The following is a 21111-nucleotide window of genomic DNA, read 5'->3' as shown; positions in this document are numbered from 1 at the left end:
AGTCATGCGCATTCCCGTAGTTTTGAACTCTGCTAGAAACTCCACTCTTCAGCCGGAACTAGCTGGCAAAACGGCCCATCCAGAGTTGCATTGTGATGAGCAACGATGTCCTTAGCTTTCATCACCGGCGTGTCTGAACAGGTATGACCTTCGGTGACAAGTACCGCATTGAAGCCAAAATCACGAGCAGCACGGCAGGTGCTATCGACGCAGTATTGAGTTTTCATGCCGGTGATTACCACACCGGTAGCCCCGCGAGACCGCAAATTGTCCGCAAGATCGGTTAATTCGAATGCGTTGGGCCGCCGCTTTTCGAATACCACCTCGCCACCCAGAAGCTTCAGTTCCTGCGCAACCATCGTCAAGGGACTGTCTGGTGCGATTGGAGATCCAGCGGGCCCGACGTGGCGCGCGAGAAAAATCGGAGCGCCAGCGCTGCGTGCCTTGTCCATCAGGGTGTTCACTGTTTCCAACAACTCTTCACAGCGCCATGGCTTTTCCGGGCCGTGAACAAGCCCGACTTGGATATCGAGTATCAACAGGGCATACATGAGTGCATCTCCTTGCGTTTGTTCCAGCGACACAAGGGCATAAAAAAAGGCCCTGTCCATCGCTGGCGGGCCTTTGAAGTTCGTCTGCTATTGGCTCACGACACCTCGAACGCTCCGCTTTCAGCGGTCGTGGTGGTGATAGTCGAGGTAAGGCAATAGCTAGTCATAGATCGAAACTAGCAATATCGTAGCGAGCTGACAAGCCAGGATCCTAAAGTGAGTGCTTTTGACAGGCGGCGTAGTGTAGGTCTACGGACATGAGGTCTTGTGTAACTCAGGAAGGCACCACTGATGCGGCAGCAGTTGGCCGATTTCACTCGCCCGCTGCGTTGGCAGCCGCATCAGCACGTCCTTGAGATACGCATACGGATCATGCCCATTCATGCGTGCCGACTGGATCAAACTCATGATCGCCGCCACTGACGGCAGGCCCATTTGCCCCGCACATGTTGCTCGACGGTAAACACGCCCGGCGTGTAATCCAGCTTCTCGCTGACGTCTTCGCCGATGCGTTGGAGCTGGCAACCACAGGCGCACTGAGTGTTTTCGGGTTCATGGCGAAATCGATGATCACTGACGCTTCGACTGGCCGTTTAGGTGCGGCTTTTAGTGGGACAAATGCCGGTAGTGAAGTCGCTGCGGGCAGATCTCCATAGAGCCGCATCCATTTGCGGATGACGTTGGCATTGATGCCGTGGCTGATGGCGACACTGGAAATGGATGCGCCAGGTTGCAGGCATTCCTGAACGACTTGGGCTTTGAACGGTTTCGGATAAGAACTTCGTTGGCGCATGGAAATCCTGGCGATAAGGGCGATCGCGTCCGCTTGAAAATACGCGGACACCATCGCCCTTAAAGCTGGAGTTCGGAAGGTGAGTTCGCCGGACGCTTACGACTCGACCAGGCTCTGTACCGCCTCCATTTCATGGATCACAGCCTGCATCACGATAGAGCTGTGGGCGGTCGGTTGAGTTGCACGGATTGGCGTGCGACGGACAGGGCGCAGAGTACGTACTCTGAGGACTGGACCAGAGTGTCTTGCAGGACCTGGGTGGAATCGAGGGAGTAGGGTGGATCGGGGACTATCTTGCGCATGTAAGCTCCTTGGGTAGTGGAGCCGCCTGGCAACGCTGTCAAACGAATGGAGGCAGCTATACATGGGTTGACAGACCGGTACCCAAGGACCCGGCGCACACGAATATGCCCCACGCACAGCTGCCATTAAGCGCTGCAACGGAAACTTGAGTAATCGGCCTGTCAAAGCCGGTCGCTGATTCCACAACGACAAGCCGAGACTAGAGCGCGTCCGAATCCGTCGCAACAGTTTGAACAGGTTGGCAGTATGTTTGGGAAACGCCCTACAAGGAAGGGGATAATTCTGAGTGCAGGCTGTAGGACGGGCGCTGGTTTGCGGCGTCGAAGGGCAAACGCTACCGAAATCTACTAATAGATAGCGAAAATCGCTAGACTCCGCTATCTATTGCTATAACCCCTGCGGCCTTGCTCAGCGCATCGCCGCCAGCTTGATCCCAAACCCCACCAGGCAAGCCCCCGCCAGCCGCTCGAACATATTGGTGATGCGCGGGTTGGCGCGCATGCGTTCGGCAAGCTTGTGCGTCAGCACCACGGCAATCAGCCCATACACGAAAGTTACCACCGCTACCGTCGCAGCCATGAAGCCGAATGTTACCAGCCCCTGGTGCTTCACCGGGTCGACGAACAGCGGGAAAAACGCCATGTAGAACATGATCGCCTTGGGGTTGAGCAAGGTGATCATCATGGTCTGGCGCAGGTACTGGCCATTGTCCATGCGGCAAGGGTGGGCTGCACCACCGGGTTTGCTCAGCAGCATGCGCAGGCCCAGGTAGGCCAGGTACGCGGCACCCGCCCACTGCACCATATGGAAGGCTGTGGGGTAGGTGGCCAGCAGGGTGGCGACGCCCGCTACCGCCAGCCACAACAGCACCTGGTCACCCACGATTACCCCACAGGTCGCTGCCAGGCCAGCCTTGATACCGCCCTTGCCGGTGGCGGTGATCAGGGCGAAGTTGCCCGGGCCGGGGATGGCCAGAAGAATGATGAAGGCGATGACGAATGCGCCGTAGTCGGTGACGCCGAGCATGGTGAGTTCCTGTGGGCAATACGAAGTCAGTGCCCTGAACTATCGTCGGCAAAGACGCGCTTTACAACCTGTTGTTGCACGATTGCAATGAATCTCTGCTACGCGCGACTTGGATCCAATGCCTGGCTTCTGTATCATCCGGCCGCCATCAGACGATGGCCGAAGATGATTCATTTAAAGGACTTAGTATGAAAAAGCTGTTCAAGGCCACCGTCGCCGTTGCTCTCGTTTCGGGTGTTGCCCTGCTGTCGGGTTGCACTGGCCAGGTCTACAACCAACCGAAGAACTGCACTTACGACTACCTGTTCCACCCTTCGGTTTCCATCTCCAAGATCATCGGTGGCTGCGGCCCGATCGATAAACTGCCTCAGCAGCAGTAATCTTGGCGGTACCCTGATCGCGACGCTTGCGACGTGATCCAAGGCCCCCGGTCATGCAGATGGCCGGGGGCTTTTGTTTGTGGGTCTCTTACCAGCGCAGCGAAACTGTTCCCAGCAAAGTACGCTCTTCGCCCCAGTAGCAGCGCCCGGCGTTGTTACAGCCTGCCACGTACTCTTTGTCGAACAGGTTGCGGGCATTGACCTCGACCGACCAGTTGTCGTCGATTTCATAGCCGACCTTGGCATCCACCAACGTCACGTCGCCGCTGTCCAGCTTGCCGTATAGGCTTGCCGGGGTGTAGGCGAAAGTACTGTCGAAGTGGCGCACGCCGCCCCCGATCTGCAACCCTTTGAGCAGCCCGTCACGGAAGCGGTAAGTGCTCCACACCGATGCCTGATTACGCGGCACGCCGGTCATTTGGTGGTCTTCGTACAGCGACCCGGCGACGTCCTTGGTAATGCGCGAATCGGTGTAGGTATAGGCAGCGGTGAGGTTCAGGTTTTCGCTCAGGTCGCTGTTCAACTCAAGCTCGACACCCTTGGCTCGGCTGGCACCGATCTGGCGGTAGTCACCCACGGCGGAGTCGAACAACACGTCGTCCTTCTTGCGCAAGTCGTAGACCGACGCGGTAAAGGCGGTGTTCCAGCCTTTGGGCTCATACTTGACGCCCACTTCGTACTGTTCGCTGGTGGTGGGGTCCAGCGGGCCGCTGCGGCTTTCGGTCTGCTGAGTAGGGGCGAAGGCTGTGGAGTAGCTGAAGTACGGCGACAGGCCGTTTTCGAACTGGTACATCACTCCGGTCTGCCAGGTGAACTTGCTGTCCCAGCTGTCCATGTCGGCTTGTGCATTGAGGGTGCCGGCCTTGTTGCGGTACTGGCTGTTGACCCGGTCCAGGCGCCCGCCCAGCAACAATACCCAGTTATCGACCTTGGTTTGCAGCTGGCTGTAGAGCCCGTACATGGTCTGGTCGAGCAGAGCATTCTGAACATGCAAGGGCGTAGTCGGCTTGCCGTTCCAGACCGGGTCGAACACGTTGATGGTGCCGCCGTTGCCAGCGTCCCAGTCCTGGTTGAACGAGGTACGGTCCAGGCTTGCCCCGACAAGGAAGGTGTGGTCGAACGCGCCTCTGGTGAAATGGCCTTCGAACTGATTGTCCAGCGAGTAGGCGATGGACTTGTTGTAGCGGTCGTAGGCCTGATTGCTCAGGGTGGTGCCGAAGCCTCCATTGTTCAGGCTACCCGGCCACATTTCCTGGCGGTCGATTCGCGACTGCATGTAGCGCGAGTTCTGGCGGAACTGCCAGGTGTCGTTGAAGCGGTGGCTGAACTCGTAGCCCAGGCTCCAGGTTTCCCGTTCGAAGTTGTCCCAGTCCGGGTTGCCGGACAGCTGGTCCTTGTCGATCTTGCCGTTCGGGTTGTGCAGCAGGGTGCCGGCGGCGGGGAAACCCAGCTCCATCAAGGTGCGGTCACGCTGATAGGTCGCCAGCACGGTCAGGCTGTTGAACTCGTCGAAGTTCAGAGTCAGCGAGGGGGCGATGTACATACGATCATCAGGCTGGTGATCGACCTGGGTATCGGACTTGCGGCCCATCATCACCAGGCGGCCGAGCACATTGCCTTCATCGGTCAGCGGGCCTGAAACGTCGACGCCCAACTGGCGGCGGTTGTGCGAGCCATAGCTCAGTTGCACTTCATGACGGGCCTCGGCGGTGGGCCGTTTGCTGACCAGATTGACTACGCCACCGGGGGCGTTTTCGCCATACAGGATCGAGGTCGGGCCGCGAAACACTTCCACCCGCTCCAGGCCGTAGGGTTCGCTGCTGGTGTCGTAGCGGTTGCCTTGCACGCGCAGGCCGTCGCGCAGCAGGCCATAGCCGTAGTCGGTGGCGTTGAAGCCACGGATGAAGAACAGGTCGCCCGCCTGGCCGTCACCGCCGGCAAACGGCGGCGAGAAAATGCCAGGTACATAACCCAGCACTTCGGTCAGCGTTTGCGATTGCTGGTCATCCATGCGCTGGCGGGTAACCACCGAGACCGAGCGCGGGGTGTCGGCCAGCGCGCTGCTGGTCTTGCTGGCCGTGCTGCTGGCCACGGCGCGGTAGCCGGTATCGCTCTGGCCGTTGCTGGCGAGCAGGGTGGCGGCGTTGATCGAGGTGGCGTCCAGTTGCAGCGCCGTGCCATCGGCCAGTGGTTGCAGCACATAACCTGCGCTGCCCTGAGGCACGGCTTGCAAGCCGCTGCCCTGCAGCAGGCGGGCCAGGCCCACGGCGACGCTGTAGCGGCCTTGCAGCCCCTGGCTGGTCTTGCCGGCGGCCAGTTCATTGCTGCCGGCCAGGTAGATGCCGGCCTGGCTGCTGAACTGGTTGAGGGCGCTGGCGAGCGAGCCGGGGGCGATGTTGAAGGTGCTTTCGGCGCTGGCGGCCTGTCCGGCCTGGGCCAGGGTTGCTGGCAACATCAGCGGCGCGGCGGCGCAGAACGAAAGGGGCGCGGCAAGCGCCAGGCGAAGCGCGGGGTGGAAGGGCGTCGGCATGCGGGTCTCGGGAATCGGTAGGGTGAGTTGGGAGGGCTATGCCGGGTTAACCGGATGAGATTGGGAAAAGGGAACCGGCTCGACAGATTTTTTTTGCCTTGCACAACAATCAGGCCAGCGCTGGCTTCCAGGTATCAAACCGGCTCTACAGTCACCCACCACGGCGTCAGCCGCTGCACCCGCACCGGCAACGCCGCCTGCAACAACGCCAGCGCCCGGTCGGTATCATCAAGCGGGAAGGCACCCATGACTGAGAGCTTCGCCACCTGTGGATGCCAGCCCAGGTGCCCGTGGCGATACCGGCCCAAGGTCTGCAGCAGATGCGCCAGCGGCATGTCCTCGGCATTGAGGCGGTGATGAACCCACGACTCGCCAGCACTTTGTGCCGGCCGAGTGCTGCTGATGCCCAGGGCACTGAAGTCCACCTGCCGGCCCGCCTGCACGATGCACTTTTCGCCGCTGCCAGCGGTGCACACCTCCACGGCGCCCGCGTACACATCAAGCCGGGTATTTTCGCCCTGCTGGCAAACCGCGAAGCGCGTCCCCAGCGCCTGCATGCGCCCTTGCGCAGTGTCGACGAAGAACGGGCGACGCGGGTCGTGGGCGGTTTCCACCAGCAGTTCGCCAAATCGCAGCCTCAGCACCCTGCTGAGCGGCGAGTACTGCATGTCCACGGCGCTCTGCGCCCCCAGCCACAACTGGCTGCCATCGGCCAGGCGGGTTTCGCGGATTTCACCGATGCCGGTGGCCATGTCGGCCCCCCAGCCCGACACCGGCGCGCCTTGCCAGACCCTCCAGCCAAGCAGGCTGCTGGCGCCAAGCACCAGCAAGGACTTGAGCCCCGTGCGTCGGCTGAAGCGGCGGGCATCATGCTCGCGCAATACCCGGCCTGCAGCCGTGCTTTCGGCCTGCAAGGGCGCAAAGCGCTGGCCGACCCGTTGCACATAGTGCCAGGCCGCCTGATGGTCACCATGCTGGTCAAACCAGCGTTGCCACTGTTTACGCAACTGCGGGGGAACGTTTTCGTCCTGCAACTGCACGTACCAGTGCGCCGCTTGTTGCAGGCTGGCGTGGCTCAGCTTTTGCGCCGGCGAATTCATGGCATCACTCCACCAGCATCCCGTCGAGTTCGGCTTCAAGAATGGCGCAGTGCAAAAATGCCTGGGCCAGGTACTTCTTGATCATGCGTTCGCTTACCCCGATATGCGCGGCGATATCGCGGTAGGCAAGCCCGTCGATCTGCGCCAGCAGGAACGCCTGGCGTACCTTGCCGGGCAAGCGCAGCAGCATTGCGTCCACCTCGTGCAGGGTCTCGACGATGATCGCGCGCTGTTCGGGTGAGGGCTGTACGTTCTCGGGTTGCAAGGCCAGCTGCTGCAACCAGGCCTGCTCCAGTTTCTGCCGGCGCCAGTGGTCCACGCACAGGCCGCGGGCGATGGTCGCCAGGTACGAGCGTTCGCCGCGTACGCCGTCAAACTGCCTTGGGCGGTTGAGGATGCGCACGAACGTGTCCTGCACCAGGTCGGCAGCATCGCAGCGGCTGCCTAGCCGGCGGTACAGGAAGCCGAGCAACCAGCGCGAATGGCTGTGGTAAAGGGTATGGAGCGAGGTATTCAACTGGGGTATCGAAACCACGGCGGCATCCGGCGCGAGCGCGTAATGGTGCGAATGAGAAATGATCGCGATAGTAGAGGCCGCTGAAAAATACTGCAATCATTGTCGTTGCCGCCGTCGGGATGCCTGGGACAACCTGCCGCGTTGACGCGACGGCACGCAATTTGTTTGTGCTGGCAATTGGGATACAATCGGAAAAACGATTCAGCCCTCGTCGGTCAATTCGACAAAAGGCCGAGTCGTTTTCTGTTCTCTGGCTGCTGAACAATGATCAACAACAAGCCTGCGCTGAAGAACAAGGAATACCTGGGCCAGCCACAGGCCCTCACTCCGTTCTCCTGACTGGAATTGATCAATGTTCAAGAAAGCTGGCAAGACCTTGCTGGGTCTGGCTGTTGCAGCAAGCTTCATGCAAGCGCACGCCGCAGAAACCAAGAAAGTAGACGTGCTGCTGGTCGGCGGCGGCATCATGAGCTCCACCCTGGCCGTGTGGCTGCACGAGCTGGAGCCAAGCTGGTCGATGGAAATGGTCGAGCGCCTGGATGGCGTGGCCGAAGAAAGCTCCAACGGCTGGAATAACGCCGGTACCGGTCACTCTGCGCTGGCCGAGCTGAACTACACCCCGGAAGACAAAGACGGCAACGTCAACATCGCCAAGGCCATCGAAATCAACGAAGCCTTCCAGATTTCCCGCCAGTTCTGGTCGTGGCAAGTACGCCAGGGCGTGCTGAAGAACCCGCACTCGTTCATCAACACCACCCCGCACATGAGCTTCGTCTGGGGCGATGACAACATCAAGTTCCTGAAGAAGCGTTACGACGCGCTGCAGACCAGCCCGCTGTTCCGCCCGATGCAGTACTCCGAGGACCACGCGCAGATCGCCAAGTGGGCCCCGTTGATGATGGAAGGCCGCGACCCGAACCAGAAGCTGGCCGTGACCTGGACGCCGATCGGCACCGACGTCAACTTCGGCGAGATCACCCGCCAGTTCGTTGGCCATCTGCAAACCCAGCAAGGCTTCGACCTGAAGCTGTCCAGCGAAGTGCAGGACATCTCGCGCAACAAGGACGGCTCCTGGCACGTCGAGTACAAGAACCTGAAGGACGGTACCGAGTCGGCCACCGATGCCAAGTTCCTGTTCATCGGTGCCGGTGGTGGCGCGCTGAAGCTGCTGCAGAAGTCGGGCATTCCTGAAGCCAAGGAATACGCAGGCTTCCCGGTGGGCGGCTCGTTCCTGGTGACCGAGAACCCGACCGTGGCCATGCAGCACATGGCCAAGGCCTACGGCATTGCCTCGACCGGTGCGCCGCCCATGTCGGTACCGCACCTGGACACCCGCGTGCTGGACGGCAAGCGCGTGATCCTTTTTGGCCCGTTCGCCACCTTCTCGACCAAGTTCCTGAAGAACGGTTCGTACCTGGACCTGCTGAGCAGCACCACCACCCACAACGTATGGCCGATGACCAAGGTCGGTATCGATCAGTACCCGCTGGTCGAGTACCTCGCTGGCCAGCTGATGCTGTCTGACGATGACCGCTTCGAAGCGCTGCGCACCTACTTCCCGAACGCGAAGAAGGAAGACTGGAAACTGTGGCAGGCTGGTCAGCGCGTGCAGATCATCAAGCGTGATGCCGAGAAGGGCGGCGTGCTGAAGCTGGGCACTGAAGTGGTGGCTTCCCAGGACCGCACCATCGCCGGTCTGCTGGGCGCCTCGCCTGGTGCCTCGACGGCTGCGCCGATCATGCTGAACGTGCTGGAAACCGTGTTCAAGGAGAAGGTCGCTACCCCAGAGTGGCAGGCCAAGATCAAAGAGATCGTGCCAAGCTACGGCACCAAGCTGAACGAGTCGGCGGCAGCCACCCAGAAAGAGTGGAACTACACCGCTGAAATGCTGCAACTGGAGAAGCCACCAGTGATCGACGCCAGCGTCGATTTTGGCGGCGCGGCGAGCAAGCCGGTTGAAAGCAAGCCAGAGAACGACATGGCGCTGTAAGCGACCGCCTTGTTGTGACCGAAAGCCCCGGCAGCGATTCCGGGGCTTTTTGTTTGTACAAAAAACCACTGATCGGAAACCTGGCAGGCGCGCAATAAAAACATATATTGATGCTTAAATTAATCTTGTCAGTCGATCCCCTCAAGGAGGGTGCCGTCATGAACACCAAGATTGCTGCACTTGTGCTGCTCGCCCTGTGCGCCCAGCCGGCATGGAGCCAGAGTTACGCCAGCACCGCTGCCGCCAAACCCGCCGAATCCGCTGCAGTGACCACGCGCATGGCCCTGCGCGACCTGTGGGTCGAGCACATCTTCTGGGTTCGCAACTACGCCGTGGCCAACCAGGCCGGCAACGCCAGGCAGGCTGCAGTGGCCGCCAACGAAGTGGTTAGCGATGCGACAAGAATCGCCAATAGCATTGCCCCGCTTTATGGCCAACCCGCTGCCGACCAGTTACTGAAACTGCTGGCGGGCCACTGGGGCGCAATCAAGCATTACAGCGATGCCACCGTGGGCAAGGACAAAAAGGGCCAGCAAGCGGCGGTTGATGAGCTGACGACCAATGCCAAGGCCATCGCTGCATTCCTGGCCAAGGCGAACCCGAACTTGCCCGAGGCGACCTTGCTGACGCTGCTCAGTGCCCACGGCGGCCACCATGTGGTGCAGATTGACCAGTTGGCGGCCGGCGACTATGCCGGTGAGGCACGCACCTGGGCGATGATGCGCGAACACATCCTGACCCTGTCCGACGCCCTGGCTGCGGCGTTGGTCAAACAGTTCCCGGACAAGTTCTGATGCTCGAAGGCCTGGGCCGTACCCAAAAGGACCTGCTCTACACGTTGCTGCATCAGCCGGCCGGCATGAGCATCGACGACCTGGCGCAGGCCCTGGCCATCACCCGCACAGCAGTGCGACAACACCTGGCCGCGCTGGAGCGTGACGGACTGGTCAAGCGCGGCGCCACTCGACCAACCGGGCGGCGCCCGGAGCAGTTGCACGAACTGACCGAGCATGCCCGCGAGCAGTTTCCCCGCCAGTACCCGCTATTGGCCAACCTGCTGATTGCCGAAGTGGCTGGCCTGATGGGGCAGGAGGCGTTGCTGGCGCTGATGCGTCAGTTGGGGCGCAAGCTGGCGGCGGACCTGGAGCACCAGGTGGTGGATGAGGCGCGCATCGTCGAGCATATGAACAACGCGGGGTATGAGGCGCAGGTGTTCTTCCGTTCGACGGGGGAGCCGCAGATCGTCGCGCACAACTGCGTGTTCCATCACCTGGCCAAGGTGCATCCGGTGGTGTGCGAGCTGGACCTGGCGTTGATCGGCACCTTGGGAGGTGCCGAGGTCAGCCATGAGGAATGCATGCTCAGGGGAGGGCAGGTGTGCCGGTTTGCCCTGATCCATGCAAAACCTGCAAGCTAATGCGGCCCTTGTAGGAGCGGCCTTGTGTCGCGAAAGGGGCGCGTAGCGGCCCCCGGAATTCAGCTTCGCCGCACATATGGCCGGGGCCGCCTTGCGGCCCTTTCGCGACACAAGGCCGCTCCTACATGGGCCGAGTTAGGCTGCCAAGTTACTGTTGGCGCAGGATGCACTCCAGCAACCCGGGAAACCGCTCACCCAGCATCTCGCTACGCAGCGAATTCATGTGCGTAGTCCCCACATTGCGGGTATGCACCAGCCCCGCATCGCGCAATACGCGGAAGTGGTGGGACATGCTCGATTTCGGCCGCCCGCCGTCCAGCTCGCCGCAGCTGGCTTCGGCAACGCCCGCCAGGTGGCGCACGATACCCAGGCGCACCGGGTCGCTCAGGGCATAGAGCAGGCGTTCCAGGGTCAGGTCTTCAGAATTGGGGTGTGGGTAGGCTCGCATGGTCGTCATCATAACGGGGCTATCATTAATTGCCATAGTTCGATTATGATCGAACTATCGTAATCAAATAGCCCGGGAGTTCTGCCCATGTCCGCTTTGTTCGAACCCTACACCCTCAAGGACGTCACCCTGCGCAACCGCATCGCCATTCCGCCCATGTGCCAGTACATGGCCGAGGACGGCATGATCAATGACTGGCACCACGTGCACCTGGCTGGCCTGGCCCGTGGCGGCGCCGGCCTGCTGGTGGTCGAAGCTACCGCCGTGGCGCCGGAAGGCCGTATTACCCCCGGCTGCGCGGGTATCTGGAGCGATGCCCATGCCCAGGCGTTCGTGCCGGTGGTGCAGGCGATCAAGGCCGCCGGTTCCGTGCCGGGCATCCAGATCGCCCACGCCGGGCGCAAGGCCAGCGCCAACCGGCCGTGGGAAGGTGACGACCACATTGCTGCCGATGATGCCCGCGGCTGGGACACCATCGCCCCGTCCGCCATCGCCTTTGGCGCGCACCTGCCGAAAGTGCCGCGTGCAATGACCCTGGACGACATCGCCCGGGTCAAGCAGGACTTCGTCGATGCCGCACGCCGTGCGCGCGATGCCGGCTTCGAGTGGATCGAGCTGCACTTTGCCCACGGCTACCTGGGCCAGAGCTTCTTCTCCGAACACTCCAACAAACGTACCGACGCTTATGGCGGCAGCTTCGACAACCGCAGCCGCTTCCTGCTGGAAACCCTGGCGGCGGTGCGTGAAGTGTGGCCGGAGAACCTGCCATTGACCGCGCGTTTCGGTGTGCTGGAATACGACGGCCGCGACGAGCAGACCCTGGAAGAATCGATCGAGCTGGCGCGCCGTTTCAAAGCCGGCGGCCTCGACCTGCTGAGCGTGAGTGTCGGCTTCACCATTCCTGACACCAATATCCCGTGGGGCCCGGCGTTCATGGGGCCGATTGCCGAGCGCGTGCGCCGCGAGGCGAAGCTGCCGGTGACTTCGGCGTGGGGCTTTGGTACGCCGCAGCTGGCGGAGGCCGCGTTGCAGGCCAACCAGCTGGACCTGGTTTCGGTAGGGCGTGCACACCTTGCTGACCCGCACTGGGCCTACTTTGCGGCCAAGGAGCTGGGGGTGGAGAAAGCCTCCTGGACCTTGCCGGCGCCGTATGCGCACTGGCTTGAGCGTTACCGCTGAGTGATGCCGGGGGCCGCACAGCGGCCCCCGGATCTAGAACCGATCCAGACGGTAGGCTGCCATCTCTGTTCCGCTGGCCCGCTCAGCCAACCGCCCGACCCATTCCGCCGTCACCGCCGCTTGCGTCAACCCCAGGTGCTGATGCCCGAATGCCAACAGCACCCGCCCTTCACACACCCGGTCGATCACGGGTAATGAATCCGGCAACGAAGGCCGGAAACCCATCCACGGCGTCGCCCCTTCGACACTCAAGTCCTGCCGGAACAAACCCTTGCTTAATCGGTGCAACTGCCACGCCCGCTGCATGCTCGGCGGCGCTTCCAGCCCGGCGAATTCCACCGTACCGGCTAGTCGCAGCCCGTCAGCCATGGGCGTCATGATGAACTTGCGCTCCAGCGAAGTGACCGCAAACGGCAGACGCTGATGCTCGCCTGGCAACATCAGGTGGTAGCCGCGCTCAGTGTCCAGCGGTACCCGCTTGCCCGTCAGCGCATGGGTCAGCCGTGCCGAATGCGCACCACAGCTGACCAACACCTGGCGAGCATCGAACGTGCCGCAGTCACTGTTCAGGCTGACGCCGGCGCTGTGCAGCTGTCCGCTATCGACCTGTGCCTGGACAAAGCGCACACCACTGGCCTTGGCCGCTTCGAACAACTCGCACACCACCCGGTAAGGGTCGATGAAGTGCCCGGTACGCGGGAAGAACAGCCCGCCCAGCAACGACGTGCTCAACTGCGGCGCCGCTTCGCGCACGCTTTGCGCCGACCAGAGGTCCACCGGCACCGCCTGCTGCTGCAGGCGTGCGCGCAAGGCCTCCAGTGCCCGGCGCGATTCAGGCCGCTCGAACACCAGCAGCGAACCGTCCTCGTGAAACAGCTCGCTGCGCCCGATCGACCCCAGCAGTCGCTGCCAGGCGCCCAGACTGCCCTCGTTCAGCGCCCGGATGCCGGCCACGCTGCGCTGGAACGGCGCCGGGCGCAGGTTGAGCAGCAGGCGGGTGAACCAGGGCATGGCTTTGGGCAGGTATTTCCAGTCCAGGCGCAGCGGGCCCATCGGGTCCAGCAGCATGCGCGGCAGGCGCTTGAGGATCGACAGGTCGGCAATCGGGAATACTTGTTCAGTGGCCAGGTGCCCGGCATTGCCGTAGGACGCGCCCTGGCCCGGCGCCTGGCGGTCTATCAGCAGCACCCGGCGGCCCTGGCGGGCCAGTTGCAGGGCGCAGGCAACGCCGACAATACCGGCGCCGACCACGGCGATATCGGTTTCAGCCGTTTCGACCATGCTCAGGCTTCCCGTTTGCCGTCAAGCAGACGCCGTAGCTGCAGCGGGTTGCCGTGCTTGAGCGCTTGCGGCAGCAGGGCATCAGGGAAGTCCTGGTAGCACACCGGGCGCAGGAAACGCAGGATCGCCGCCGTGCCCACCGAGGTGGTACGGGCATCGGAGGTGGCCGGGAACGGCCCGCCATGCACCATGGCGTCACACACTTCGACGCCGGTAGGCCAGCCATTGACCAGGATGCGCCCGGCCTTGCGCTCAAGGGTTGGCAGCAGCGCGCGGGCGCTGGCGATGTCGGCCTCATCCAGTTGCAGGGTGGCAGTCAGCTGGCCTTCCAGGTGTTCGGCCACCTGGCGTACCTGCTCATCGCTGGCGCAGGCCACGACCAACGATGCCGCACCGAACACTTCGGCTTGCAACGCAGGGTCCGCCAGGAACGCTTCGGCCTGGGTGACGAACAGCTGCGCCTGGCACTGGTTGGGGCCCTGGCCAACCTGGCCGCTGGCGGCCGCCTGCGCGTTGGGGTTGTGCGCCAGGGCGTCGACGCCGTTCTGGTAGGCGCTGAAGATGCCTGCTGTGAGCATGGTCTGCGCTGCGGCTTGGTGCACGTGCTCGCTGGCGGCGCTGATGAAACGCTGCAGTGCCGGCCCCTGGCGGGCGATCACCAGGCCGGGGTTGGTGCAGAACTGGCCTGCGCCCTGGGTCAGCGAGGCGACGAAACCTTGCGCCAGTGCCTCGGCGCGCGCCTGCAGCGCGGCATCGAACAGGAATACCGGGTTGATCGAACTCATCTCGGCGTACACCGGGATGGGTTCCGGGCGCGCCTGTGCCGCCTGGCACAAGGCCACCCCACCGCTGCGCGAGCCGGTGAAGCCAACCGCCTTGATGCGCGGGTCGCTGACCAGTGCGATGCCGACTTCGCGGCCAGCACCGTACAGCAACGAGAACACCCCGGCCGGCAGGCCACACAACTTGACCGCTTGTGCCACCGCCTGGCCGACCAGCTCGCTGGTGCCGGGGTGAGCGCCGTGGGCCTTGACCACCACCGGGCAGCCAGCGGCCAGGGCCGAGGCGGTATCGCCACCGGCCACCGAGAACGCCAGCGGGAAATTGCTGGCGCCGAACACAGCCACCGGCCCCAGGGCCACCTGGCGCTGGCGCAGGTCGGCGCGTGGCACCGGCTGGCGTTCGGGCAGGGCGTTGTCGACCCGCACGTCCAGCCATTCGCCGGCCCGGACCACGCGGGCGAAGGTGCGCAACTGGGTGCAGGTACGCCCACGCTCGCCCTGGATACGCGCCTTGGGCAGGCCGGTTTCGGCTACAGCGCGGTCGATCAGTACATCGCCCAGCGCTTCGACCTGCGCGGCGATGGTTTCGAGGAACCGGGCCCGTTGTTCCAGCGAAGTTTCGCGGTAGGCATCGAACGCCTCCCAAGCCAGGGCACAGGCCTGGGCCACGTGTTCGCCGGTGCCGCCGAGGTAGGCGGGTTGCAGTGCCTGGCCTGTGGCCGGGTTGACCGCGTGGATGGCTTCGCGGCTGCCGGTTACCGGCGTCTGGCCGATGAGCAGGTTGCCTGTCAGGGTCATGGAGCCTCCTTGGGCTTCAGGTATGAGGGGCCGCAGCGCGGCCCATCGCCGGCAAGCCAGCTCCCACAGGATCATCACCGGCCTCAGGCCTGTGCAGTCTCTGTGGGAGCTGGCTTGCCGGCGATGGGCTGCGCAGCGGCCCCGGGTTATCAGGCGATGTTCTGCTCGGCCGACCAGCTGGCATACCAGCTGCGGAACAGCGCGTACTGCTGCTCGGCATAGTTGCGCTGGGCGTCGGTCAGTGCGTCGGTTTCGTTGAAGTGCAGGCCGTACTCGCGGTCGCCGTTCAGCACCATCAGGTGCTTGTAGTACAGCACCAGGTCGCAGCCTTCATCGAACGACGACAGCACCGCCAGCGCCGCTTCCAGCTCGCGTGCCAGGCGGCGGGCCTTGGCATCGCCCTTGGCCGCCTGCTTGCTCAGGCTCACCAGCTGCAGCACTTCGCGCGGCAGGGCGTTGCCGATGCCGGTGATGGCGCCGGTGGCGTTGCAGTTGACGAAGCCATGCACCACCTGCGTGTCGACGCCGACCATCAGGGTCACGTCGTCATCCTTGGAGGTAATGTGCTCGGCGGCATAACGCAGGTCGGCGCCACCGCCAAATTCCTTGAAGCCGATCAGGTTGGGGAACGCGCTGCGCAACTCGAAGAACAGGTCGGCGCGGGTGGCAAAGCCGTAGTAAGGGCTGTTGTAGATCACCGCCGGCAGCTTCGGCGCGGCAGCGAGAATGGCCGAGAAGTGGTGTTTCTGGGCGATCAGCGAGGCACCGCGGCTGAGCACGCGGGGGATGACCATCAGGCCGGCGGCGCCTACCTTGGCGGCGTGGGCAGCATGGGCCACGGCCTCGCGGGTGTTCACCGCGCCGGTGCCGACGATGGTCGGGATGCCGGCGGCCACCAGGCGCGCCACGCCTTCCTGGCGCTCGGCTTCGGTCAGTAGCGGCCAGTCGCCCATCGAGCCGCAGTAGACCACGGCGCTCATGCCGGCTTCGATCAATTCGCGGCCTTTGCGCACCAGGGCGTCGAAGTCCGGCTTGCGCTCGGCGGTGCAAGGGGTCATCAGGGCGGGCATGGTGCCGGTGAAGATGTTGTTAGTCATTGATGTAGCTCCTGGCGGTATTCAGTCGGGATAAAAGCGGGGTCAGATGCCCCAGGCGAACGGGTCCTGTTCGTCGATCAGCAAGGTGCTGTCGGCGGTCATGTAGGCGCGGCCTGTGATGAACGGGCGAATGCGTTCGCCGTCGCGCTCGTAGCGGCCATGGAACTGGCTGCCGGTGATGCTGGCCTGCACCCAGGTCTGGCCTTCGTCCAGCTTGCCGTCGGCAGCCAGGCAGGCCAGCTTGGCGCTGGTGCCAGTGCCACAGGGCGAGCGGTCGTAGGCCTTGCCGGGGCACATCACGAAATTGCGGCTGTCGGCGTTGGCGTCGTCGGCGAACAGCTCGACATGGTCGATGGGGCCACCGTTTTCACCGGTGATGCCCTGGGCTTCGAGGGCCTTGAGCATTGCCCAGGTGTATTCGGTCAGCGCCTCGCGGTTGCCCAGTTCGATGCGCTGGCCGTGGTCGGATACCAGGAAGAACCAGTTGCCGCCCCAGGCGATGTCGCCGCGCACCACGCCATGGCCGGGCACCTCCACCGCCACTTGTTGGCGGTAGCGGTAGGAGGGCACGTTGCCGACGGTGATGGCGCCGTCTTCATGCAGGGTGGCACTGACCTGGCCGACCGGCGTGTCGATCTTGTGCACGCCAGGTTCGATCAGGCCCAGGTGCTGCAGCGAGGCGACCAGGCCGATGGTGCCGTGGCCGCACATGTTCAGGTAGCCGGCGTTGTTGAAGAAGATCACCCCGCAGGTGGCGTCGGGTGATACCGGTGGGCAGTACAGTGCGCCGACCAGTACATCGTTGCCGCGTGGTTCCAGCAGGCAGGCGCGGCGCCATGGATCGTGCAGCTCGCGCAGTTCGTCGCGCTGCTCGGCCATGCTGCGGCCGTGCAATTGCGGGAAACCTTTCATCACCAGGCGGGTGGGTTCGCCGCCGGTGTGGGAGTCGATGACGTGAATCTGTTTCATGGGCTCGTCCATTGTTTGATCTGCAGGGTCTTGTGCTGTTTATGTTGGCCTCATCGCCGGCAAGCCAGCTCCCACAGGTATTGCATCGGCCTCTGGGGTATTGCATCCGCCTCAGGGGCAGCGCAGCCCCTGTGGGAGCTGGCTTGCCGGCGATAGGGCCAGTAGCCTTCACCGAGCCAGCGCGGCCGGGCGTTGGCCTGCCAGCGGCTCTTGGATGGCTTCGCTTTCGTCCTCGCCTTCCAGGCGCACCAAATGGGCCGGCACGCCAGTGGCCGCGCCCCAGTAGTAGATGCCCAGCGCACAGGCGGCCACGGCCACGGTGTCGAGCGGGTGGCCGATCACCCCCAGGCCGCCGAAGCTGCCCAGCCACGACAGCAGGATGGTCACCGCGTAGAAGCCGATCAGCCACGCCGACGAGCGCACTTGCTGGGCCAGTGACAGGTGCTGGGTGGGCACGAACCGAGCGCACAGCAGGTACAGCACGAACATCACGATTTGCAGCGCCAGCAGCCACGACACGGTGTTCCAGCCGGACCAGTACACGATCAGCGCGGCGATGATGAACGACAGCGGGCCGAGCACGGCCATGCCCTTGACCCGGAACGGGCGCGGCATGTCGGGGGCGTTGCGGCGCAGCGCGGCGACGGTGACCGGGGCTACGGCGTAGCTCAGTACCAGGGCGGCGGAGACCACGTTGATCAGCGCCTCCCACGACGGGAACGGCAGGGTCCAGAACACCGACAGGGCAAAGGTCAGCCACAGCGCCGGGCGCGGGATGCCGGATTCGGCGTCGATGCGGGTGAAGTACTTGAAGAAGGTGCCGGTCTGCGCCCAGCCATAGATCACGCGCGGGGTGGCATTCATGTAGATGTTGCCGCAGCCGCTGGGCGAGATTACTGCGTCGGCCACCACCAGGTAGGCCAGCCAGCCCACGCCCAGGGCCAGGGCGATGTCACGGTAGGGCAGGGCCAGTTGCTTGGTCACGCTGGCCCAGCCGTCGGCCAGCATTTCGGTCGGCACGCTGCCGAGGAAGGCCAGTTGCAGCAGGGCGTAGATCGCGGTGGACAGCAGCACCGAGAGGATCAGCGCAATCGGGATGGTGCGCTGCGGGTTTTTCACTTCGCTGGCTACCGAAATGATCGGCGTCAGGCCCAGGTAGGCGAAGATGATGCCGCCAGCCGACACGGCCATTTCCACGCCCGACAGGCCGAACGGAGCAAAGCCCTGGACCTCGAAGTTTTCCGGCTTGAAGAAGGTGAACAGCACGCCGATCACCAGCAGCGGCACGATGAACTTGAACACGCTGACCAGGTTGTTGGCCTTGGCGAAGGTTTTCACGCTGCGGTAGTTGAGGAAGAAGAACAACCCCAGCAAGGCGAACTGCACCAGCCAGCCGAGCACGGTCGGGTCGCTGGAGCCGGCCTTGGTCAGTTCGGGGAACCAGGCGGCGGCGTATTGGCGCGAGGCGACCACTTCGATGGCGATCAGGCTGGAAAAGGCGATCAGGGTGATGAAGCCCATCAGGTAACCCAGCAGCGGGCCGTGCGAGTACACCGGGTAGCGCACCACGCCGCCAGCGCGGGGCAGGGCGGCGCCCAGTTCGCAGTAAACGATGCCCAGCAACAGGACGGCGAAGCCGCCGAGGAACCAGGAGAGGATGCCGGCCGGGCCGGCGATGGCCGAGACGTGGCTGGCGGCGAACAGCCAGCCGGAGCCGAAGATGGCTCCCAGGCCGATGAAAGTGAGGTCGAGCAACGACAGCTGTTTCTTGAATTTGCCTGACATGGGTTCGCCTTTTTGTTGGTTATTGGATAGGCAGGTCTGATGTCACGAGGTGCGGCTTTCTGGGCCGCGCTCTTATTGCATGTGGGCGGCTTGCGTGGGGCATAGAATGGGCCGATCGGGGCGAGGGTTCTTGATGGTTTTCTGCAAGGGGCATGACGAAATCGGCACAGTTGCAAAAAATTTGTGGCGGGGTTGAAGGCCGGTGGATAGGCTGAAAGCCATACCGCGCAAGGGCTGTAGAGATTCAATCGGTGCACCGGCCTCTTCGCGGGTAAACCTGCTCCCACAGGTCCTGCGTGGCCTTCGAAAGCTGCGAGGTCAGTGTGGGAGCGGGTTCACCCGCGAAGAGGCCGACACAGCAAACCGAGATAAAGCAGATGACCGTCACCCCCCTGGCAACCCTGTACCAGTCCCTCGATCAGCACCGCCCCGCCACCCTCGAGGCCCTGCTGGCCGGTGTCTCGCTGCTGCTGCCGATCCTCGACGCCATCCCCAACGCCGCAATCTTCATCAAGGACCCGGCCGCCCGCTACGTGCTGGCCAACAACACCCTGGTCCAGCGCTGCGGCCTCAAGCGCCTGCAGCCGTTGCTGGGCAAGACCAGCGCCGAAGTGTTCCCGGCACAGCTGGGCCCCGGCTACACCGAGCAGGACCGCCGCGTACTCAAGGAAGGGCTGGTGCTGGAAGACCAACTGGAGCTGCATCTTTATGGCAGCCGCGAACCCGGCTGGTGCCTGACCCACAAGCGCCCGCTGCACAACCAGGCCGGGGAGATCATCGGCCTGGTCGGCATATCGGTCGACCTGCAGTCAGCCGCCGACAGCCACCCCGCCTACCAGCGCCTTGCCGCCGTCGACGAACACATCCGCCAACACTTCCACCAGCCGATCAGCATGCGCGAGCTGACCCGCATCGCCGGCATTTCCGTGGCTCAGCTGGAGCGCTATTGCAAGCGGGTGTTCCACCTCACACCCCGCCAGATGATTCACAAGGCGCGTCTGGAACATGCCCATCGCCTGCTGCATTCAGAGCTGCCTATTACCGAGGTGGCAATGCGCTGCGGCTACACCGACCACAGCGCGTTCAGCCGCCAGTTCAAGCAACTGACCGGCTTTACCCCGCGCCAGTACCGCCAGGCGACCGGCGATCAGCTGGCCTGAAACAGCGCCCGCGCTTGGTCAAAGCACTGCTCGGCAATCGCCGAACGCGGCTCGCTGCGGCGCAGCAGCAGGCCCACTTGGCTATGAATGGCGGCGTCGGCCACCGGCAGGATGCGCAAGTGCTCGCTGAGGTCTTCCAGGCCGCAGTCCAGCGGCATGATCGCGCAGCACATGCCGGTGTTGATGGCCTGGATCAGCTGGAAGCTCGAGTCGCTTTCCAGCACTGCATTGGGCTCCAGGCCACGGCTGCGGAAGCTCAGGTCCAGCGACTGGCGGTAGTGCATGCCTTTGCTCAGCAACCCCAGCGGAATGTCGCCGAGTTCGTCCCAGCGCAAGCTGTCGCTGGCAAACCGGAAGTGCCGGGTGTCATGCAGCAGGCCCATGGTGGTGATGCCCAATTCGATCACTTCGAAGAAGCTGGTGTTGACCTGGTCCAGGTAGCAGATGCCCAGATCGAGCTGGTTGCGGCTAAGGCCGTCGATGACCTGTTCCGAGCTCAGCGAACTGAGCTGGAAGTGCAGCTCCGGGTATTTTTCCCGCAGCGGCAGCAGCAGGTGCATGGGGTTGAAACTGGCCAGCGGCACCGTGCCCAGGCGCAGGCTGCCGACCACCTGGCCACGGCAACTGGCGGCTTCGGCCTGCAGGCCGTCGTGGGCGGCCAGCAGGGTGCGGGCCCAGGCCAGAATGCGCTCGCCGGCCTCGGTGAAGCCCTCGAAGCGCTGGCCACGCTTGACCAGTACCAGGTCCAGTTCGTCTTCCAGGTTGCGCAGGCGCATGGACAGCGTCGGCTGGGTGATGTGGCACAGCGCCGCCGCCTGGCCGAAGTGGCGGGTCTGGTCGAGGGCGATGAGGAACTTGAGCTGCTTGATGTCCATGGAAGTGCCTGGCATGCGGGGTGTGTTGACCTTAACCAACTCTGCGGTGGCTGGCCATTGTTTGATGGTGCCTGTGCGGGCCCTGTCGCTGGCAAGCCAGCTCACTCAGGACATTGCCCTCAAGGCCTGC

18 protein-coding genes and 4 pseudogenes are annotated in these 21111 nt (G+C 63.4%); 6 read left to right on the top strand and 16 right to left on the bottom strand.

The window, feature by feature from the left end; genetic code table 11:
• Positions 1 to 32: 32 nt before the first annotated feature.
• The 6 genes and pseudogenes from AC5O5R_RS20940 to AC5O5R_RS20915 form a co-directional block, all read right to left on the bottom strand.
• Positions 33 to 551 (bottom strand): isochorismatase family protein, encoded by a 519-nt coding sequence (locus tag AC5O5R_RS20940; RefSeq protein WP_172219410.1) that lies wholly within the window; start codon positions 549 to 551, stop codon positions 33 to 35.
• Between the two features lie 249 nt (positions 552 to 800).
• Positions 801 to 968, bottom strand: a pseudogene (locus AC5O5R_RS20935) (transposase domain-containing protein); the annotation flags it as partial.
• A 2-nt stretch (positions 969 to 970) separates the two neighbouring features.
• A pseudogene (locus tag AC5O5R_RS20930) lies at positions 971 to 1111 on the bottom strand (IS66 family transposase zinc-finger binding domain-containing protein); the annotation flags it as partial.
• A gap of 83 nt (positions 1112 to 1194) precedes the next feature.
• Positions 1195 to 1344: pseudogene (locus tag AC5O5R_RS20925) on the bottom strand (transposase); the annotation flags it as partial.
• A 96-nt stretch (positions 1345 to 1440) separates the two neighbouring features.
• Positions 1441 to 1646: pseudogene (locus AC5O5R_RS20920) on the bottom strand (hypothetical protein).
• Positions 1647 to 2055: 409 nt separating this feature from the next.
• Positions 2056 to 2673 (bottom strand): LysE family transporter, encoded by a 618-nt coding sequence (locus AC5O5R_RS20915; RefSeq protein WP_494514734.1) that lies wholly within the window; start codon positions 2671 to 2673, stop codon positions 2056 to 2058.
• 188 nt (positions 2674 to 2861) lie between these two features.
• On the opposite strand from AC5O5R_RS20915, the gene AC5O5R_RS20910 reads away from it, so the two are divergent.
• Positions 2862 to 3053, top strand: a complete 192-nt coding sequence (locus AC5O5R_RS20910; RefSeq protein WP_172219416.1) for a YhfL family protein — start codon at positions 2862 to 2864, stop codon at positions 3051 to 3053.
• 88 nt (positions 3054 to 3141) lie between these two features.
• Here AC5O5R_RS20910 and AC5O5R_RS20905 read toward each other — a convergent pair whose 3' ends face one another.
• The 3 genes from AC5O5R_RS20905 to AC5O5R_RS20895 all read right to left on the bottom strand — a co-directional run bounded on the left by AC5O5R_RS20905 (position 3142) and on the right by AC5O5R_RS20895 (position 7218).
• The gene (locus AC5O5R_RS20905) at positions 3142 to 5583 is read right to left on the bottom strand and encodes a TonB-dependent siderophore receptor (protein ID WP_494514733.1); all 2442 of its coding nucleotides are present in this window, start codon (positions 5581 to 5583) and stop codon (positions 3142 to 3144) included.
• Between the two features lie 134 nt (positions 5584 to 5717).
• Positions 5718 to 6683, bottom strand: a complete 966-nt coding sequence (locus AC5O5R_RS20900; RefSeq protein WP_172219420.1) for a FecR domain-containing protein — start codon at positions 6681 to 6683, stop codon at positions 5718 to 5720.
• A gap of 4 nt (positions 6684 to 6687) precedes the next feature.
• Positions 6688 to 7218, bottom strand: a complete 531-nt coding sequence (locus AC5O5R_RS20895) for a sigma-70 family RNA polymerase sigma factor (RefSeq protein WP_494514732.1) — start codon at positions 7216 to 7218, stop codon at positions 6688 to 6690.
• A 334-nt stretch (positions 7219 to 7552) separates the two neighbouring features.
• Here AC5O5R_RS20895 and mqo point away from each other — a divergent pair, with 334 nt between their 5' ends.
• The 3 genes from mqo (at position 7553) to AC5O5R_RS20880 (ending at position 10607) form a co-directional block, all read left to right on the top strand.
• The gene (mqo, locus tag AC5O5R_RS20890; protein ID WP_172219424.1) at positions 7553 to 9190 is read left to right on the top strand and encodes a malate dehydrogenase (quinone); all 1638 of its coding nucleotides are present in this window, start codon (positions 7553 to 7555) and stop codon (positions 9188 to 9190) included.
• A gap of 158 nt (positions 9191 to 9348) precedes the next feature.
• Positions 9349 to 9984: a hypothetical protein gene (locus tag AC5O5R_RS20885; RefSeq protein WP_172219426.1), complete on the top strand. Its 636-nt coding sequence runs from the start codon at positions 9349 to 9351 to the stop codon at positions 9982 to 9984.
• On the top strand, positions 9984 to 10607 hold the full coding sequence (locus tag AC5O5R_RS20880) for a helix-turn-helix transcriptional regulator (protein WP_172219428.1): 624 nt from the start codon (positions 9984 to 9986) through the stop codon (positions 10605 to 10607). Before AC5O5R_RS20885 ends, AC5O5R_RS20880 begins: the two co-directional genes overlap by 1 nt.
• A 148-nt stretch (positions 10608 to 10755) precedes the next feature.
• Here AC5O5R_RS20880 and AC5O5R_RS20875 read toward each other — a convergent pair whose 3' ends face one another.
• A complete protein-coding gene (locus AC5O5R_RS20875) occupies positions 10756 to 11091 on the bottom strand; it encodes an ArsR/SmtB family transcription factor (RefSeq protein ID WP_172219430.1) in 336 nt (111 codons plus the stop codon).
• Positions 11092 to 11142: 51 nt separating this feature from the next.
• On the opposite strand from AC5O5R_RS20875, the gene xenA reads away from it, so the two are divergent.
• Positions 11143 to 12234, top strand: coding sequence for a xenobiotic reductase XenA (gene xenA / locus AC5O5R_RS20870; protein WP_172287125.1), 1092 nt, complete (start codon positions 11143 to 11145; stop codon positions 12232 to 12234).
• 33 nt (positions 12235 to 12267) lie between these two features.
• Here the strand turns inward: xenA and AC5O5R_RS20865 are convergent, their stop codons facing one another.
• From AC5O5R_RS20865 to AC5O5R_RS20845, 5 genes are all read right to left on the bottom strand, one after another.
• Positions 12268 to 13515, bottom strand: coding sequence for an NAD(P)/FAD-dependent oxidoreductase (locus AC5O5R_RS20865; RefSeq protein ID WP_494514731.1), 1248 nt, complete (start codon positions 13513 to 13515; stop codon positions 12268 to 12270).
• Between the two features lie 2 nt (positions 13516 to 13517).
• Positions 13518 to 15095 (bottom strand): aldehyde dehydrogenase (NADP(+)), encoded by a 1578-nt coding sequence (locus AC5O5R_RS20860; protein WP_172219436.1) that lies wholly within the window; start codon positions 15093 to 15095, stop codon positions 13518 to 13520.
• A gap of 149 nt (positions 15096 to 15244) precedes the next feature.
• Positions 15245 to 16192: a dihydrodipicolinate synthase family protein gene (locus AC5O5R_RS20855; protein ID WP_172232497.1), complete on the bottom strand. Its 948-nt coding sequence runs from the start codon at positions 16190 to 16192 to the stop codon at positions 15245 to 15247.
• 42 nt (positions 16193 to 16234) lie between these two features.
• The gene (locus AC5O5R_RS20850; protein ID WP_172232500.1) at positions 16235 to 17161 is read right to left on the bottom strand and encodes a 4-hydroxyproline epimerase; all 927 of its coding nucleotides are present in this window, start codon (positions 17159 to 17161) and stop codon (positions 16235 to 16237) included.
• Positions 17162 to 17329: 168 nt separating this feature from the next.
• Positions 17330 to 18946, bottom strand: coding sequence for an APC family permease (locus AC5O5R_RS20845; protein ID WP_172287129.1), 1617 nt, complete (start codon positions 18944 to 18946; stop codon positions 17330 to 17332).
• Between the two features lie 377 nt (positions 18947 to 19323).
• On the opposite strand from AC5O5R_RS20845, the gene AC5O5R_RS20840 reads away from it, so the two are divergent.
• Positions 19324 to 20106 carry an AraC family transcriptional regulator gene (locus tag AC5O5R_RS20840; protein WP_172287130.1) on the top strand — a complete coding sequence of 261 codons (783 nt, stop codon included), beginning with the start codon at positions 19324 to 19326 and terminating at the stop codon, positions 20104 to 20106.
• Here AC5O5R_RS20840 and AC5O5R_RS20835 read toward each other — a convergent pair.
• Positions 20094 to 20981 (bottom strand): LysR family transcriptional regulator, encoded by an 888-nt coding sequence (locus AC5O5R_RS20835; RefSeq protein ID WP_172287131.1) that lies wholly within the window; start codon positions 20979 to 20981, stop codon positions 20094 to 20096. The genes AC5O5R_RS20840 and AC5O5R_RS20835 overlap by 13 nt on opposite strands.
• Positions 20982 to 21111 lie beyond the last annotated feature (130 nt).

Source organism: Pseudomonas sp. 8_5_2, assembly GCF_059295255.1.
Note: the sequence above shows the minus strand (reverse complement) of the source record. Positions and strands in the feature narration are given on the sequence as shown.